Origin of the sequence: Streptomyces sp. NEAU-W12 (assembly GCF_026242095.1) — a bacterium.
In the GTDB taxonomy this organism is placed as follows: domain Bacteria; phylum Actinomycetota; class Actinomycetes; order Streptomycetales; family Streptomycetaceae; genus Streptomyces.
Map to the genome: position 1 here is coordinate 71,486 of NZ_JAPJDM010000022.1, position 16,220 is coordinate 87,705.

Annotated in this window: 14 protein-coding genes; 9 read left to right on the forward strand and 5 right to left on the reverse strand. The window is 71.9% G+C overall.

The window, feature by feature from the left end:
• Position 1: 1 nt before the first annotated feature.
• From ORI94_RS25745 to ORI94_RS25760, 4 genes are all read right to left on the reverse strand, one after another.
• On the reverse strand, positions 2-1,306 hold the full coding sequence (locus ORI94_RS25745; protein WP_266079812.1) for a M20/M25/M40 family metallo-hydrolase: 1,305 nt from the start codon (positions 1,304-1,306) through the stop codon (positions 2-4).
• Positions 1,299-2,132: a M55 family metallopeptidase gene (locus tag ORI94_RS25750; protein ID WP_266079814.1), complete on the reverse strand. Its 834-nt coding sequence runs from the start codon at positions 2,130-2,132 to the stop codon at positions 1,299-1,301. Before ORI94_RS25750 ends, ORI94_RS25745 begins: the two co-directional genes overlap by 8 nt.
• Positions 2,133-2,142: 10 nt before the next feature.
• On the reverse strand, positions 2,143-2,505 hold the full coding sequence (locus ORI94_RS25755; protein ID WP_266080002.1) for a hypothetical protein: 363 nt from the start codon (positions 2,503-2,505) through the stop codon (positions 2,143-2,145).
• Positions 2,506-2,735: 230 nt separating this feature from the next.
• Positions 2,736-3,179: an SRPBCC family protein gene (locus ORI94_RS25760; RefSeq protein WP_266079817.1), complete on the reverse strand. Its 444-nt coding sequence runs from the start codon at positions 3,177-3,179 to the stop codon at positions 2,736-2,738.
• A gap of 174 nt (positions 3,180-3,353) precedes the next feature.
• On the opposite strand from ORI94_RS25760, the gene ORI94_RS25765 reads away from it, so the two are divergent.
• The 3 genes from ORI94_RS25765 (at position 3,354) to ORI94_RS25775 (ending at position 6,811) form a co-directional block, all read left to right on the forward strand.
• Entirely contained in the window at positions 3,354-4,427 is a 1,074-nt protein-coding gene (locus ORI94_RS25765) for an Rv2578c family radical SAM protein (RefSeq protein ID WP_266079819.1), read from the forward strand.
• Between the two features lie 133 nt (positions 4,428-4,560).
• Positions 4,561-6,138: an alpha/beta hydrolase gene (locus ORI94_RS25770; protein ID WP_266079821.1), complete on the forward strand. Its 1,578-nt coding sequence runs from the start codon at positions 4,561-4,563 to the stop codon at positions 6,136-6,138.
• Positions 6,139-6,304: 166 nt separating this feature from the next.
• Complete coding sequence (locus ORI94_RS25775) at positions 6,305-6,811, forward strand: GNAT family N-acetyltransferase (RefSeq protein WP_266079989.1); 507 nt, start codon at positions 6,305-6,307, stop codon at positions 6,809-6,811.
• A 213-nt stretch (positions 6,812-7,024) separates the two neighbouring features.
• Here ORI94_RS25775 and ORI94_RS25780 read toward each other — a convergent pair whose 3' ends face one another.
• On the reverse strand, positions 7,025-7,645 hold the full coding sequence (locus tag ORI94_RS25780) for an adenylosuccinate lyase (protein WP_266079823.1): 621 nt from the start codon (positions 7,643-7,645) through the stop codon (positions 7,025-7,027).
• Between the two features lie 390 nt (positions 7,646-8,035).
• On the opposite strand from ORI94_RS25780, the gene ORI94_RS25785 reads away from it, so the two are divergent.
• The 6 genes from ORI94_RS25785 to ORI94_RS25810 all read left to right on the forward strand — a co-directional run bounded on the left by ORI94_RS25785 (position 8,036) and on the right by ORI94_RS25810 (position 16,218).
• Entirely contained in the window at positions 8,036-9,859 is a 1,824-nt protein-coding gene (locus tag ORI94_RS25785) for a 3-hydroxyacyl-CoA dehydrogenase family protein (RefSeq protein WP_266079825.1), read from the forward strand.
• A gap of 151 nt (positions 9,860-10,010) precedes the next feature.
• Entirely contained in the window at positions 10,011-10,841 is an 831-nt protein-coding gene (locus ORI94_RS25790) for a TetR family transcriptional regulator (RefSeq protein ID WP_266079827.1), read from the forward strand.
• 449 nt (positions 10,842-11,290) lie between these two features.
• Positions 11,291-12,634, forward strand: coding sequence for a crotonyl-CoA carboxylase/reductase (gene ccrA, locus ORI94_RS25795; RefSeq protein ID WP_266079829.1), 1,344 nt, complete (start codon positions 11,291-11,293; stop codon positions 12,632-12,634).
• A gap of 10 nt (positions 12,635-12,644) precedes the next feature.
• Positions 12,645-14,672 (forward strand): protein meaA, encoded by a 2,028-nt coding sequence (locus ORI94_RS25800; RefSeq protein ID WP_266079832.1) that lies wholly within the window; start codon positions 12,645-12,647, stop codon positions 14,670-14,672.
• Positions 14,669-15,643: an HpcH/HpaI aldolase/citrate lyase family protein gene (locus tag ORI94_RS25805; RefSeq protein WP_266079834.1), complete on the forward strand. Its 975-nt coding sequence runs from the start codon at positions 14,669-14,671 to the stop codon at positions 15,641-15,643. Before ORI94_RS25800 ends, ORI94_RS25805 begins: the two co-directional genes overlap by 4 nt.
• 5 nt (positions 15,644-15,648) lie before the next feature.
• Positions 15,649-16,218: a MaoC family dehydratase gene (locus ORI94_RS25810; RefSeq protein WP_266079836.1), complete on the forward strand. Its 570-nt coding sequence runs from the start codon at positions 15,649-15,651 to the stop codon at positions 16,216-16,218.
• Positions 16,219-16,220 lie beyond the last annotated feature (2 nt).

The window sequence follows — 16,220 nt, forward strand, 5'->3', positions numbered from 1 at the left end:
CTCAGGCCGTCCGCAGGAACCGGTCGAGGACACGGACACCGAAGTGGAGCGCCTCGACGGGGACGCGCTCGTCGACCCCGTGGAAGAGGGCCTGGTAGTCGAAGCCCTCCGGCAGCTTCAGCGGGGCGAAGCCGTAACCGGTGATGCCGAGGCGGGAGAACTGCTTGGCGTCCGTGCCGCCGGACATGCAGTACGGCACGGGGTGTCCCTCGGGTGCGAACTCCCGCACGGCGGCCCGCATCCGGGCGAACGTCGTCGAGTCCACCGGCGACTGGAGGGCCGGCTCGCGGTGGTGGAACTCCCAGTCCACGTCGGGCCCGGTGAGCCGGTCCAGGGTGGCGCGGAAGTCGTCCTCGCCACCGGGCAGGATCCGTCCGTCGATGTACGCCTCGGCCTGGCCGGGGATCACGTTGACCTTGTAGCCGGCGTTCAGCATCGTCGGGTTGCTGCTGTTGCGGACCGTGTGCTCGACGAGTTTCGCGGCCGGGCCCAGCTTGGTGAGCAGCGTGTCCACATCGGACAGGTCGGGGTCGACACCGTAGAGAGCGGCGAGTTCGGTGAGTGCCGCGCGGACGGTCGGGGTGAGGCGCAGCGGCCACTCGTGCTCGCCGATGCGGGTGACGGCGGCGGCGAGGCGGGTCACCGCGTTGTCCCGGTTGTCCTTGGAGCCGTGGCCGGCCCGCCCGCGCGCGGTGAGCTTGAGCCAGGCCGTGCCGCGCTCCCCGGCGGCGATCGGGTAGAGCTGCCGGCCACCCCCGTCGTGGACGGTGTAGGCGCCCGACTCACTGATGCCCTCGGTGCAGCCCTCGAAGAGCTCCGGGTGCCGGTCGGCGAGGAAGCCGGAGCCGTCCTCGGCGCTGGCCTCCTCGTCGGCGGTGAAGGCGATCACGATGTCGCGCCGGGGCCGCACGCCCTGGCGGGCCCAGGCCCGCACCACGGCGAGGATCATCGCGTCCATGTTCTTCATGTCGACGGCGCCGCGCCCCCAGACCACCCCGTCGCGCACCTCGCCGGAGAACGGGTGCACGCTCCAGTCGGCGGCCTCGGCCGGTACGACGTCCAGGTGGCCGTGGACCAGGAGCGCGTCGGCCGTCGGGTCGGTGCCCGCCAGGCGCGCGACGACGTTGGTCCGGCCGGGGGTGCGCTCGAGCAGCACCGGTTCCAGGCCCGCTCCGGCCAGCCGCTCCGCCGCGTACTCGGCGGCGGGCCGCTCCTGGCAGTCACCGCCGCCCCGGTTCGTGGTGTCGATCCTGATGAGGTCGGACGTGAAGGTCACGACCTCGTCCAGAGCGTGTTCGTCAGCCATACTGCTCCTCCACCGCGGCCGAGGCGATCGTGGTGACCGCCTTGAAGGTGCGGATCCCGTCGTACATGGTTTCGCTGGTGTACGCCACTTTCCGCTCACCGGTCCGGGCCACGCCCGGCACGACGGTGGCGGCCATGGCCAGATGCTCCGCGTCGAACTCCACCGCCACGGTGAAGGGGCCCTCGGCCACCGGCTCGTGGCGCACCGCGAGCGCGGCGGCGTCCTTGGCCGCCGCGCGGATGTCGGAGGCCGTCCGGGCGGGCGTCCGGCACACGGCCGCGTACCGCGACACGTGGTCCTTGACCGCGACCTTCAGCGCCCCGGGCGCGTAGCCGAGTGCGTCCTCGCAGGCCACGTCGTCGCCGGTGACCAGGACGACCGGCACTCCGTACTCGGCGACGACGGCCGCGTTGAGCAGGCCCTCGCTCGCCCGTTCGCCGTTCAGCCACACGCCGGTGATGGAGTTGGCGAGGAAGGTGTGGGCGAGGACGCCCTCCATGCCGGCGCCCGCGTGGTAGCCGACGAACGCGATGCCGTCCACGTCGCCGTGCTGCACGCCCTCGACCATGGACAGGGACTTGTGCCGCCCGGTGAGCATCTCGGCCCGCTCGTCGAGCCGCTCCAGCAGGAGATTGCGCATGCTCCAGTGCGCCTCGTTGATCAGCACCTCGTCGGCACCGCCGTCGAAGAAACCGCGCACGGCGGCGTCGACGTCGGAGGTGAACATGGACCGGCAGCGCTCCCACTGCGGGGTGCCCGGCAGCACGTCGGCCGGCCAGGTGACACCGGTGGCGCCCTCCATGTCGGCGCTGATGAGGATCTTCATGCGCCTCACGCTACGTCGTGCCGCCACAGCTCTGCCAGGCCTGTGGAGAACTCCCACCGGCCCGGGCCGACGACGGTACAGGAGGCGCGGAACCGCCTCCCACCAGCCCCTGTGCCGTCGACCCTCGTGCCCGGGTGCCCTGTGCCACGCCCCGGGTCATCCGGTGCGCCCGGCCGCGTACCGGGCGCACGGACTCGGGCGGCACGCCGCCGACGCCGACCGGGGCGCCGGTGGGCAGGCCGAGGAGTTCGCTGCGGCCGTCCGCCGCGCGGACCGGGACGGGCGGGACGCGGCCGATACCGAGGCCCTCGGGCGCCGTGCCGTCCTCGGCCCCCTGGCCGGCCGGTGCGTCCCGCTCGGCGCCATGGTCCATGGCACGGGCCCTCTCCCACGGATCCCAAGATCTGGACCGCCGTACCAAGGGTACGGGCACGGCTTGTCGCGATGTGCGGCAGGACGGGAATCGGCCGCCGGTGTGCGCGCCGGAGTGCGTTCCACCGCGCGGACGTCCGTGCCGGGTCCCCTCGCCCCTCGCGTGCCCCACCACGCGAGGAGGGCCGGCCGCCTCACGGCGCCGCCGGCCCTCCCACGTCACCGCGCCGGCTACTTCTCGACCTCGGCGGCGAGCTTGACCAACAGCGCGTCGTAGATGCGCGCGAGCCCCTTGGGGGCGAAGGTCCTCTCGAAGAAGCCGCCGATGCCCCCGGCGCCGGTCCAGGTGGTGGTCACGACGACCCGGGACTTCCCCTCCCCGGCCGGGGTGACGCGCCAGGTGGTGACCATGGACGAGTTGCGGTCCTTCTCGACCAGTTCGCCGTCGCTCGGCTCGGTGACCTCCAGGAGGCAGTCGCGGACGCGCTTGCTGGTGGCCTGGAGCTTCCAGTGGACGAGGCTGCCCTCACCGTCGCCGCCCTCGCGGACCTCGTACTCGCTGAACTGCTCGGGCAACAGCTTCGCGCGCGTGCCGCTGTAGTCGGCGAGGGCGTCGAACACCGTCTCCGCGTCCGCCGCGACGACCCGCTCCGTAGTGGCCTCGACCTGCGCCATCGGTTTCCTCCAGGACATGAGTTCTCGGGGGTGGCGGGGCAAGCCAACCACCCCCTCGCCCGGCCTCCCAAATCGGGGGGCCGGAAGTGATCGGGAGTGCGACCGAAACCGTCGTTCGCACGATCAAGGGAACACTTGTTCTATTGTGTGGGCCAGTGCTACCGAGGAGGCGTCATGCGCTGGGAGAACCTCACCCCGGACTCCGGGCACGGCCGGGCCGACGCCGCGCTGTTCGGCGCGGAGGCGGTGACCACCCGCACCTTCGACACGCCGGAGTTCGCCGGAATCACCTTCCACGAGATCCGGGCCCGCTCGGTCCTCAACCGGGTGCCCGGGGCCTCCCGCATGCCCTTCGAGTGGACCGTGAACCCCTACCGGGGATGCACGCACGCGTGCGTGTACTGCTTCGCCCGCAAGACGCACAGCTATCTGGACCTCGACACGGGCACCGGCTTCGACAGCCAGATCGTCGTCAAGGTGAACGCGCCCGAGGTGCTGCGCCGTCAGCTCGCCGCCCGGCGCTGGCAGGGCGAGCACATAGCGATGGGCACGAACGTCGACTGCTACCAGCGCGCGGAGGGCCGCTACCTGCTGATGCCGGGCATCCTCACCGCGCTGCGCGACCACGCGAACCCCTTCTCCATCCTCACCAAGGGCACGCTGATCCTGCGCGACCTGGAGCTGCTGCGGCAGGCGTCCCGGGTCGCCGACGTCGGCATCTCGGTCTCCGTCGGTTTCACCGACACCGGGTTGTGGCGCACCGTGGAGCCGGGCACACCGGCCCCGGAGCGCCGGCTGGAGGTGGTGCGGACGCTCGCCGCGCACGGGATCGGCTGCGGGGTGCTGATGGCACCGGTGATCCCGTTCCTGGGCGACCGGCCGGAGCAGCTGCGGGCCACCGTGCGGGCGGTCGCCGAGGCGGGCGCCGTCTCCGTGACGCCGCTGGTGCTGCACCTGCGGCCGGGGGCCCGCGAGTGGTTCACGGCCTGGCTCGGGCGGCACCATCCGTACCTCGTGAGCCGGTACGAGCGGCTGTACGCGGAGGGTGCCTACGCCCCGAAGTGGTACCAGCGCCGGATCACCCGTCAGGTGCACGACCTGGCCCGCGAGTACGGCATCGGCCCCGCCCCCGCGGGGATGCCCCACCGCCTGGGGCCCGCCGAGCCGGCCACGCCCCCCGCGCCCGCCGGGCCCACGGGACCCACCGCGCATCCGGTGTCCGGCCCGACCCAACTCTCGCTTCTTTAGAAGCGTTCGAGGGCATCCGACGACCCGATCGGGTCAAGAGTCTGCAGAACGCGTTCATCCGGCGGCTCCTTCCGGGACGATGCCGCGTGGACCGTGAGCCCGCGGTTCACCGACCTCCGTCCTGGGAGGACCCATGAGGAAACGCGCAGCGGTGCTGTGCAGTGCCGCCGCCGTCATGGCCGGGAGCCTGACGGCCCTGCCCGCCGAGGCGGCCGCGCCGAGCGGTGCCGACACGTTCCGCGCGGCGAAGCCCGCATGGAAAAACTGCGGCACCGAGGACCATCCGACGCTGCAGTGCGCGTCCGTCGAAGTGCCGCTCGATCACGCCCGCCCCGAAGGGCGGAAAATCACCCTCGCGCTGTCCCGGGTGCCGCACACCGCGAAGAAGTACCAGGGCCCCCTGCTGGTCAACCCGGGCGGCCCCGGTGGCAGCGGACTGACGCTCGCCGGGTTCGTCGCGGCCTCGCTGCCGAAGGAGGTGGCAGCCCAGTACGACGTGATCGGCTTCGACCCCCGCGGGGTGGGCGCGAGCAGGCCGGCCCTCGACTGCCGGCCGGGCTTCTTCGACCCGGTACGGCCGAACCCGGTGCCGGGCACCCCCGCGGTGGAGCGGGCCAACCTCGAGCGCGTGAAGTCGTTCGCGGACGCCTGCGGCAAGAAGCACGGGGATCTCCTGCCGCACGTGAACACCACCAGCGCGGTGCGCGACATGGACGTGATCCGGCGGGCACTGGGCGCCGGGAAGATCAATTACTTCGGCTACTCCTACGGCACGTACCTGGGCGCCGTGTACGCCAAGCTGTTCCCGGAGCGGGTACGGCGCATGGTCCTCGACTCGGTCGTCGACCCCACCGAGGTCTGGTACGAGGCCAACCTGAACCAGGACCACGCCTTCAACGACCGTCACCGCGCCCTGATGGCCTGGATCGCCGAGCACGACGGCGCGTACCGGCTGGGCACCGATCCGGAGAGGATCGAGGCCGAGTGGTACGAGATGCGCGCGACCCTGGCGAAGAAGCCGGCCGGCGGCCGGGTGGGCGCGGCCGAGCTGGAGGACACCTTCCTCCCGGGGGGCTACTACAACGGGTACTGGCCCTACCTGGCGGAGGCGTTCGCCGCGTACGTGAACGAGGGCGACGCGGGGCCCCTGGTCGAGACGTACGAGGACTTCGGCGCGGTCGACGCCGCCGGCGACAACGGCTACAGCGTCTACACGGCGGTCGAGTGCCGGGACGTGTCCTGGCCGCGGGACTGGCGGCAGTGGCGCAAGGACAACTGGGAGGTGTACGAGCGGGCGCCGTTCATGACATGGAACAACGCCTGGTACAACGCGGCGTGCGCGTTCTGGCCGACCGCGTCGCAGCGGCCGGTGAACGTCGTCAACACGAAGCTCCCGCCGGTGCTGCTCTTCCAGGCCACCCACGACGCGGCCACCCCGTACCAAGGCGGTGTGACGGTCCACCATCTGCTGGCCGGCTCCAGCCTGGTGGTGGAGCGGGACGGCGGCAACCACGGCATCACGCTGAGCGGCAACGCCTGCCTGGACGGGCATCTGACGGCCTACCTGACCGACGGCACCGTGCCGCGCGGCCGCGGCGAGGCCGACGCGGTCTGCGCACCCCTGCCCGACCCGGTCCCGCGCACGTCGAAGGCGGCGTCCACCACCTCCCGCGGCTCGGCCCTGCACGGCATCCTCGGCTTCCGCGACTGAGCCGGGACGTTCGTCGGGGCGGGGAGCCGGGACGGGGAGCCGGGACGGGGCACGTGACACGTCGTCGGACCCCTGGTCCACCATGGAGCCCATGCGTGAGCCGACCGGAACCCCCGCCCCCGACGCGGTCCTTCCCGCCCTCCCGGCGGGGATCGTCCCGCGTCCGATGACGGCGGACGACTGCGACGGCGTGGCCGGGATCCGCGTACGCGGCTGGCAGTACGCCTACGCAGGCCTGCTCCCCCAGCCGTATCTCGACGGGCTCGACGTCGCGGCGGACGCCGACCGGCAGCGTGCCCGGCTGCCGGACGGCGACGGGAGTGGGCGGAACCTGGTCGTCGACGCGGACGACGGAGGGCTCCTCGGCTGGGTCGCCTTCGGCCCCCACCGGGACGGTGGCACCCGCACCGGGGACGCCGAGCTGTACGCCCTCCACCTCCGCCCCGACCACATCGGCCGGGGCGTGGGCAGGGCCCTCCTCGCGGCGGCGACCCGGCACTGCGCCGACGCCGGGCACGCGCGCATGTACCTGTGGGTCGTCAAGGGCAACACCCGCGCCCGCCGCTTCTACGAGCGCGCCGGCTTCGCCGCGGACGGAGCCGAGGATGCCTTCGAGGCGGGCGGGGCGGTGGTGCCGGAGGTGCGGTACGCGAAGGAACTGCTCCGCGGCTGAGCCGGCGGCCGGCCCCGCCCGGGCCCGCTCCGCCCCGGGGCCCTCGACCGGCCCTGCGCCCGGAGTCCCGGAGGGGTCCGGCGGATCTCCCGGGGAGAAGGCGGGTCTCCCGGGGAGAAGGAGCGGCGTTCGGTGCGTGCTCCCGGCGTGCCGGGCGTCGCGACGCGACGGAGATCCGTCGGGAACCCTCTGGCGCTGTCCGGAAGGAGCTCGCTACCGCTGCCCGGGAATCCTCGGCGGCCCCGGTTCCTGCCGCTGTCCCGGGATCCGTGCCAGGGCGTGGACCGCCGCCTCGGCCAGGGCGGGGTGGGCCAGGGACTCGTTCAGGACGGGTGCGGCGCGGGCGTCGCCGAGTTCGCCCAGTCCGTCCACACAGGCGAGGGCGACCCTGCGGTACGGGTCGTGCGGGCGCAGCCGCCGCTGCAGCGTGGTGATCAGGGCGGGCACCGCCTCCGGGGCGCGCAGCGCGACGAGCAGGCGTACGGGGTGCAGTGCGTAGGCGACGCGGAGTTCGTTGGTGGCGAGGGCGGCGGCGGCACGGGCGGTGCGCGGGTCGCCGAGGCGGGCCAGGGCGTGGGCGGCGGCGGCGCAGCGCGGGGGGTCCCGGTGGTTGAGGAGGAGGACGAGGGACTCGAAGGCCCGCCGGTCCCCCGCGAGTCCGAGGCGGAAGGCGGCCAGTTCCCTGGCCCACAGCGGCTGCCCGGGTTCGGTGAGTACGGCGGCCAGGGCATCGGGGTCCTCGGTCGCCAGAAGCCGGTCGAGGGCCGCCGATCCGGCCGGTCCGGCCGCCTCGCTCCGTAAGCGTTCCGTGAGCGATCGCACCTCTTCGTCCATGTCCCGAGGTTAGACGGATCACCCGCGCCTCGGGACGTACATCACAAACACCGGGGGCTGGCGCGCTCGTTACCGGCGAATTAAGCTCAATCGAGCGAGTTACCCACTCGCGTTCCCGCTGTTCGTTTCTCCTCACGGTGGTTTGGTGACGCAGCCACCGCGAGTGCAGTCGGTTCGGTACTCGTACGCGTGTACCGCAGTACGGCCCGGCCTCGGGACAGGGCCGGTCGGAACCGCCGTTCCCGGGCGTGTGCGCGCCCGTCGTGACGGCACCGGGCGTGTGCGCTCGCAGCCCGGCATCACCCGCCCTTCCGTACGCACGCACCCGGTGCGCCCTTCGGCGCACCCGGGCGCGTTTTCCGTCGTCACCCTCATTCCTGGAGTCCCTCGATGGCCACTCCCCCGTCCCCCCTGTCCCCCCGGTCCGGCGCTTCCGTGTCCCCGCTCCGGACCGTCGCCGTGGTCGGCCTCGGCACGATGGGCACCGGCATCGCCGAGGTCCTCGCCGGGGCCGGCCGCGACGTCGTCGGCATCGACATCAGTGCGGCCCAGGCCGCGCGGTGCGTCGCCGCCCTGGAGTCCTCGACGGCCCGCGCCGTGGAGCGCGGCCGGCTCACCGCGAAGCAGCGCACGGAGCTGCTGGCCCGCGTGACCACCTCCACCGACGTCGTGGCGGCGGCCGGCGCCGATCTGGTGATCGAGGTGGTGCCGGAGTCGTACGAGGCCAAGCAGCAGGTCTTCCGGGAACTCGACGCCGTGGTGCGGCCGGAGACGATCCTGGCGACCGGTACCAACGCCCTGTCGGTCACCCGCCTCGCCGCCGACTCGGCCCGCCCCGAGCGCGTGCTGGGTCTGCACTTCTTCAATCCGGCCCCGGCGATGAAGCTGGTGGAGGTCGTCTCCTCGGTGCTGACCTCGCCGGGGGCCGTCACCGCGGTCACCGACCTGGCCCTGGACCTGGGCAAGGAGCCGGTCGCGGTCGGCGACCGGCCCGGATTCGTCGCCGACGGGCTGCTGTTCGGCTATCTCAACCAGGCCGCCGCGATGTACGAGGCGCACTACGCGTCCCGCGAGGACATCGACGCCGCGATGCGGCTGGGCTGCGGTCTGCCGATGGGCCCCCTGGCGCTGCTCGACCTGATCGGCGTCGACACCGCGCGCACGGTCCTGGAGGCCATGTACACGGAGTCCCACGACCGGCTGCACGCGCCGGCCCCGATCCTCAGGCAGCTGAGCGAGGCGGGCCTGACGGGGCGCAAGGCGGGGCGCGGCTTCTACACGTACGAGGAGCCGGGCAGCGCCGCCGTCGCGCGGGACGCGCTGACCCCGTCGGAGGGCGGCCGGCCCACCGGGGGTCGGCCGGTCCGTTCGGTGGGCGTGGCCGGCTCGGGCACCATGGCCTCGGGGATCGCCGAGGTGTTCGCCAAGGCCGGCTACCACGTGGTCCTCGCCGCACGCAGCACGGAGAAGGCGCAGGCGGCCAGGGCCCGGATCGGGAAGTCGCTGGCGCGCTCCGTCGACAAGGGACGGATGACCGCCGAGGCCGCCGCCCAGGCTCTGGAGCGGGTCCGGCCGACGGGCTCCTACGACGACTTCGCCGACGTGGATCTGGCGGTCGAGGCGGTCGCCGAGGACCTGGAGGTCAAGCGGCAGCTGTTCGGGACGCTGGACAAGGTGTGCAAGCCGGGAGCGGTGCTCGCCACCACCACCTCCTCGCTGCCCGTGATCGCCTGTGCCCGCGCGACCTCGCGTCCGCAGGACGTGGTCGGCATGCACTTCTTCAACCCGGCGCCTGCCATGAAGCTGGTCGAGGTGGTCCGTACGGTGCTGACCGGGGACGACGTCCACGCGACGGTGCGCGAGGTCTGCCACGCGATCCGCAAGCACCCCGTGGACTGCGGCGACCGGGCCGGGTTCATCGTCAACGCGCTGCTGTTCCCGTACCTCAACAACGCGGTCAAGATGGTGCAGGAGCACTATGCCGACATCGACGACATCGACGCCGCGATGAAGCTGGGCGGCGGTTACCCGATGGGTCCGTTCGAGCTGCTGGACGTGGTCGGGCTGGACGTCTCGCTCGCGATCGAGAAGGTGCTGCACCGCGAGTTCCGCGACCCGGGGCTGGCCCCGGCACCGCTGCTGGAGCACCTGGTGGCCGCGGGCTGCCTCGGCCGCAAGTCCGGCCGTGGCTTCCGCGAACATGCCAAGCGCTGATCACCCGCACCGCCCGGCCGACCGCCACCGCGGCGACGGCCAGTGGGGCGGGCTGCTGGAACCCGGCCGGTTCCCGCCCCCCGCGGACCGCACCGCTCCCCTGCCCCCCGAGGGCGGGGGAGTTCCCGGCCGGGCGCGGCGAGCTGCGCGCATGCAGTACGTTCGGGGCATGTCCCAGCCCGCCAGGTCCTCCCGTACACCCGCCACGACCGAGCCGCCGGAACGCGCCGCAGGCACGCGAGCCGCCACCCAGCGGCTGAAGATGCGCCGGGAACTGGCGGCCGCCGCGATGGAGCTGTTCGCGACCAAGGGGTACGAGGCCACCACCGTCGACGAGATCGCGGCCGCGGCCGGAGTCGCCCGGCGCACCTTCTTCCGGCACTTCCGCTCCAAGGAAGAGGCGATCTTCCCGGATCACGACGACACCCTGGTGCGCGCCGAGGCGGTGCTCAACGCGGCGCCGGCGCACGAGCATCCACTCGACACGGTGTGCCGCGGCATCAAGGAGGTCATGCGGATGTACGCGGCGCGGCCGGAGATCTCGGTCGCCCGCTACCGGCTGACCCGCGAGGTGCCCACCCTGCGCGAGGCGGAGATCGCGTCGGTGGCCCGCTACGAGCGCCTCTTCACCCGCTACCTGCTCGGCCACTTCGACGAGCACGCGCACGACGACGACGCGGGCGACGACCCGCTGCTGGCGGAGGTCGCCGCGTCCGCCGTCGTCACCGCGCACAACCACGTGCTGCGGCGCTGGCTCAGGGCGGACGGCCAAGGCGACGTGGAGACGGAGCTCGACCACGCCTTCTCGATCGTCCGCAAGACCTTCGGGAGCGGGATCATGGCGGGCCGCCGCACGGCGCCGCCGAGGCCGCCGGCCGCGTCGGTGTCCGCCCGGGGCGAGGTGCTGGTGACGGTCGCGCGCACCGACGCCCCGCTGGACGAGGTGATGCGCACCATCGAGCGGGCCCTGAAGGAGCGCTGAGCACGCCCTCACCGCTGTGATGACGGCCACCCCGCGGGGTGGCCGTTTTGCCATGTCAGGGCCGCTTTTCGCGCCCTCCGCGGATCCCGTTCGATCGATCATCGCTCATGTGTTACGTAAAGATTTCATCTGAGACCGATTCATGGCACCCAGTGCCTTGCGTGCTGTCACGGGGTGCCATACGTTGAAGGAGTCCGGGCGGTCGGCGCGCAGAGACCCCTCGTGCGCCGGCTGTCCCAGCAAGCCGGAAGGCCTGCCCGCCCGGACGCCTGCGTCACAGGCACCCTCCCGCGCCACCAAGCGCTGCCGAAGCACCACCGCCGAACCGACGGCATCCCCCTCCCACCCCCAGCAGCACCGACGCAACCCTCAGCGCCCCTCCCCGGGGTTTTTCCGAGCTCTCGGCTTCGCTCGACCAGGGGAGGCCCCGACCCGCCGGAGGCAACACCGTGACCGTCAAGGACATCCTGGCCGCGATCCAGTCGCCCGACTCCACGTCGGAGGACTTCGCCGCCCTCCCGCTGCCCGAGTCGTACCGTGCGATCACCGTGCACAAGGACGAGACGGAGATGTTCTCCGGGCTCGCCACCCGCGACAAGGACCCCCGCAGGTCGATCCACCTCGACGACGTGCCCGTGCCCGAACTCGGCCCGGGTGAGGCCCTGGTGGCCGTGATGGCCTCCTCGGTCAACTACAACTCGGTGTGGACGTCGATCTTCGAGCCGCTGTCGACCTTCGGCTTCCTGGAGCGCTACGGCAAGCTCAGCGAGCTCACCCGGCGCCACGACCTGCCGTACCACATCATCGGCTCCGACCTCGCGGGCGTCGTGCTGCGCACCGGCCCCGGCGTCAACGCCTGGCACCCCGGCGACGAGGTGGTCGCGCACTGCCTCTCCGTCGAGCTGGAGTCGTCCGACGGCCACAACGACACGATGCTCGACCCGGAGCAGCGGATCTGGGGCTTCGAGACCAACTTCGGCGGCCTGGCGGAGATCGCGCTGGTCAAGTCCAACCAGCTGATGCCGAAGCCGGACCACCTGAGCTGGGAGGAGGCCGCCGCTCCCGGACTGGTCAACTCCACCGCCTACCGGCAGCTGGTCTCCCGCAACGGCGCCGGCATGAAGCAGGGCGACAACGTGCTCATCTGGGGTGCGAGCGGCGGACTCGGCTCCTACGCCACCCAGTTCGCGCTGGCCGGCGGGGCCAACCCGATCTGCGTCGTCTCCAGCGAGCAGAAGGCGGACCTCTGCCGGGCGATGGGCGCCGAGGCGATCATCGACCGCACCGCCGAGGGCTACCGGTTCTGGAAGGACGAGCACACCCAGGACCCGCGCGAGTGGAAGCGCTTCGGCAAGCGCATCCGTGAACTCACCGGCGGCGAGGACGTCGACATCGTCTTCGAGCACCCGGGCCGCGAGACCTTCGGCGCCTCGGTGTACGTCACCCGCAAGGGCGGCACCATCGTCACCTGCGCCTCCACCTCGGGCTACCACCACGAGTACGACAACCGCTACCTGTGGATGTCCCTGAAGAGGATCGTCGGCTCGCACTTCGCCAACTACCGTGAGGCCTGGGAGGCCAACCGGCTCGTCGCCAAGGGCAGGATCCACCCCACCCTGTCGAAGGTGTACTCCCTCGAGGACACCGGCCAGGCCGCCCACGACGTGCACCGCAACCTCCACCAGGGCAAGGTCGGCGTGCTGTGCCTGGCTCCCGAGGAGGGTCTGGGCGTCCGCGACCACGCCAAGCGCGCCCGGCACGTGGACGCCATCAACCGCTTCCGGAACATCTGAGGGCCGTTGGATGACAGAGCGTCAGAAGGACCGTCCGTGGCTCATGCGGACCTACGCCGGCCACTCCACGGCCGAGGCGTCGAACGAGCTGTACCGGCGCAATCTCGCCAAGGGCCAGACCGGCCTGTCGGTGGCGTTCGACCTGCCGACGCAGACCGGCTACGACCCCGACCACGTCCTCGCCCGCGGTGAGGTCGGCCGGGTCGGGGTGCCGGTCTCGCACATCGGCGACATGCGCAGGCTGTTCCAGGACATCCCCCTGGAGCAGATGAACACCTCGATGACGATCAACGCCACCGCCATGTGGCTGCTGGCGCTCTACCAGGTCGTCGCCGAGGAGCAGGGCGCGGACCTCACCCGGCTCCAGGGGACGACCCAGAACGACATCGTCAAGGAGTACCTGTCGCGCGGCACGCACGTGTTCCCGCCGGGACCGAGCCTGCGCCTGACGACGGACATGATCGCGTACACGGTCTCCCACATGCCGAAGTGGAACCCGATCAACATCTGCAGCTACCACCTGCAGGAGGCGGGCGCCACACCGGTCCAGGAGATCGCGTACGCGATGTCCACGGCGGTCTCGGTGCTCGACGCCGTGCGCGACAGCGGCCAGGTGCCGCCGGAGCGCATGGGCGACGTCGTCGGCCGCATCTCGTTCTTCGTGAACGCGGGTGTCCGCTTCGTCGAGGAGATGTGCAAGATGCGCGCCTTCGGCCGGATCTGGGACCGCGTCACGCGCGAACGGTACGGCATCGAGGACCCCAGGCACCGCCGCTTCCGCTACGGCGTCCAGGTCAACTCCCTCGGCCTGACCGAGGCGCAGCCGGAGAACAACGTCCAGCGGATCGTGCTGGAGATGCTGGCCGTGACCCTCTCCAAGGACGCACGCGCGCGCGCCGTCCAGCTGCCGGCCTGGAACGAGGCCCTGGGCCTGCCCCGCCCCTGGGACCAGCAGTGGTCGCTGCGCATCCAGCAGGTGCTCGCCTACGAGAGCGACCTGCTGGAGTACGGGGACCTCTTCGAGGGCTCCAAGGTGGTCGAGGCGAAGGTGGACGAGCTGGTCGAGGCGTCGCTGGCCGAGATGGGACGGATCGAGGAGATGGGCGGCGCGATGGCCGCCGTCGAGTCCGGCTACCTGAAGTCCCGGCTGGTCTCCTCGCACGCCGCCCGCCGGGCCCGGATCGAGTCGGGCGAGGAGAAGATCATCGGTGTCAACGCCTTCGAGGGCACCGAGCCGAACCCGCTGACCGCCGACCTCGACACCGCGATCCACACGGTGGACCCGGCGGTCGAGGCCCGGGTCGTGGCGGCGCTGCGGAACTGGCGCGACACGCGCTACCAGCCGCCGTTCAACCACCCGCGCCCCTGCAAGGCGCTGGAGGCGCTGAAGGAGGCCGCGAAGGGTGACGGCAACCTGATGGAGGCGACCCTGGAGTGCGCCCGCGCGGGGGCCACGACCGGCGAGTGGGCCGGCGCCCTGCGCGAGGTGTTCGGCGAGTACCGCGCCCCGACCGGGGTGTCCTCCGCGCCGGTCGCCGTCCCCGCCGAGGAGGGCTCGGCGCTCGCCGACGTCCGCCGCAAGGTGGAGGTGACGGCACGCGACCTCGGCGTCGGCAAGCTGCGCTTCCTGGTCGGCAAGCCGGGCCTGGACGGTCACTCCAACGGCGCCGAGCAGATCGCCGTGCGGGCCCGCGACGCCGGGTTCGAGGTGGTCTACCAGGGCATCCGGCTCACGCCGGAGCAGATCGTGGACGCCGCCCTCGCGGAGGACGTGCACGCGGTGGGCCTGTCCATCCTCTCCGGTTCCCACGCCCAGCTGGTGCCGGACGTGCTGGAGCGGCTGCGCGAGGCCGGCGCGGCCGACATCCCGGTGATCGCCGGCGGGATCATCCCGAACGCCGACGCCGAGCAGCTCAGGGCCGCCGGAGTGGCCGCCGTCTTCACCCCGAAGGACTTCGACATCACCGGGATCATCGGCCGTATCGTCGACGAGATCCGCACCGCGAACAAGCTCGACCCCCTGGAGGTCCCCGCATGACGACTCCCTCGCCCCAGGCCAACCGGCTTCGCCCCCGGCGCTCCTGTCTGGCGGTGCCGGGCTCGAACCCGCGTTTCCTGGAGAAGGCCCAGGGGCTCCCGGCGGACCAGGTCTTCCTCGACCTGGAGGACGCCTGCGCCCCGCTCGCCAAGCCCGAGGCGCGGCACACCGTCGTCAAGTTCCTCAACGAGGGCGACTGGACCGGCAAGACGCGTGTGGTCCGGGTCAACGACTGGACGACCGAGTGGACGTACCGCGACGTCGTGACCGTCGTCGAGGGCGCCGGCCCGAACCTCGACTGCGTCATGCTGCCGAAGGTCCAGGACGCCCGGCAGGTGGTCGCCCTGGACCTCCTGCTGACCCAGATCGAGAAGACCATGGGCTTCGAGGTCGGCCGCATCGGCATCGAGGCGCAGATCGAGAACGCCCGGGGCCTGAACAACGTCAACGAGATCGCGCAGGCCTCCCCGCGCGTCGAGACGATCATCTTCGGCCCGGCCGACTTCATGGCGTCGATCAACATGAAGTCGCTGGTCGTGGGCGAGCAGCCGCCCGGCTACCCGGCGGACGCCTACCACTACATCCTGATGAAGATCCTGATGGCCGCCCGCGCCAACAACCTCCAGGCGATCGACGGCCCCTACCTGCAGATCCGCAACGTCGACGGCTACCGCGCGGTCGCGCGGCGGGCCGCGGCCCTCGGCTTCGACGGCAAGTGGGTGCTGCACCCGGGCCAGGTCGAGGCGTCCAACGAGATCTTCTCGCCCTCCCAGGAGGACTACGACCACGCCGAGCTGATCCTGGACGCGTACGACTACCACACGTCCGAGGCGGGCGGCAGGAAGGGCTCGGCGATGCTCGGCGACGAGATGATCGACGAGGCCAGCCGCAAGATGGCCCTGGTCGTCTCCGGCAAGGGCCGCGCCGCCGGTATGCGGCGCACCAGCACGTTCGAGATCCCGGAGGCCTGAGCGGCATGCAGTTCGGACGCACCTACGAGGAGTTCGAGGTCGGCGCGGTCTACAAGCACTGGCCCGGGAAGACGGTCACGGAGTACGACGACCACCTCTTCTGCCTCCTCACCATGAACCACCACCCCCTCCACATGGACGCCCACTACGCGGAGAGGACGACGGACTTCGGCAAGAACGTCGTCGTGGGGAACTACGTCTACTCGCTGCTGCTCGGCATGTCGGTACCGGACGTCTCCGGGAAGGCGATCGCCAACCTGGAGATCGAGTCGCTGAAGCACGTGGCGCCGACCTTCCACGGCGACACGGTCTACGGCGAGACGACCGTGCTCGACAAGTGGCCGTCCAGGTCGAAGGACGACCGCGGCATCGTGCACGTCGAGACCAGGGGGCACAAGCAGGACGGCACCCTGGTGTGCGTGTTCCGCCGCAAGGTGATGGTGCCGACCCGGACGTACATCGAGGAGCGCGGCGGCGAGCAGCCCGGCCGGCCGTCCGTCTCCCACCACCGCCCTCGGACGACGCCCCTGCCGGGCGACACCCCTGGATCCGAACCCGAGCAGCAGGAGAAGTAAGA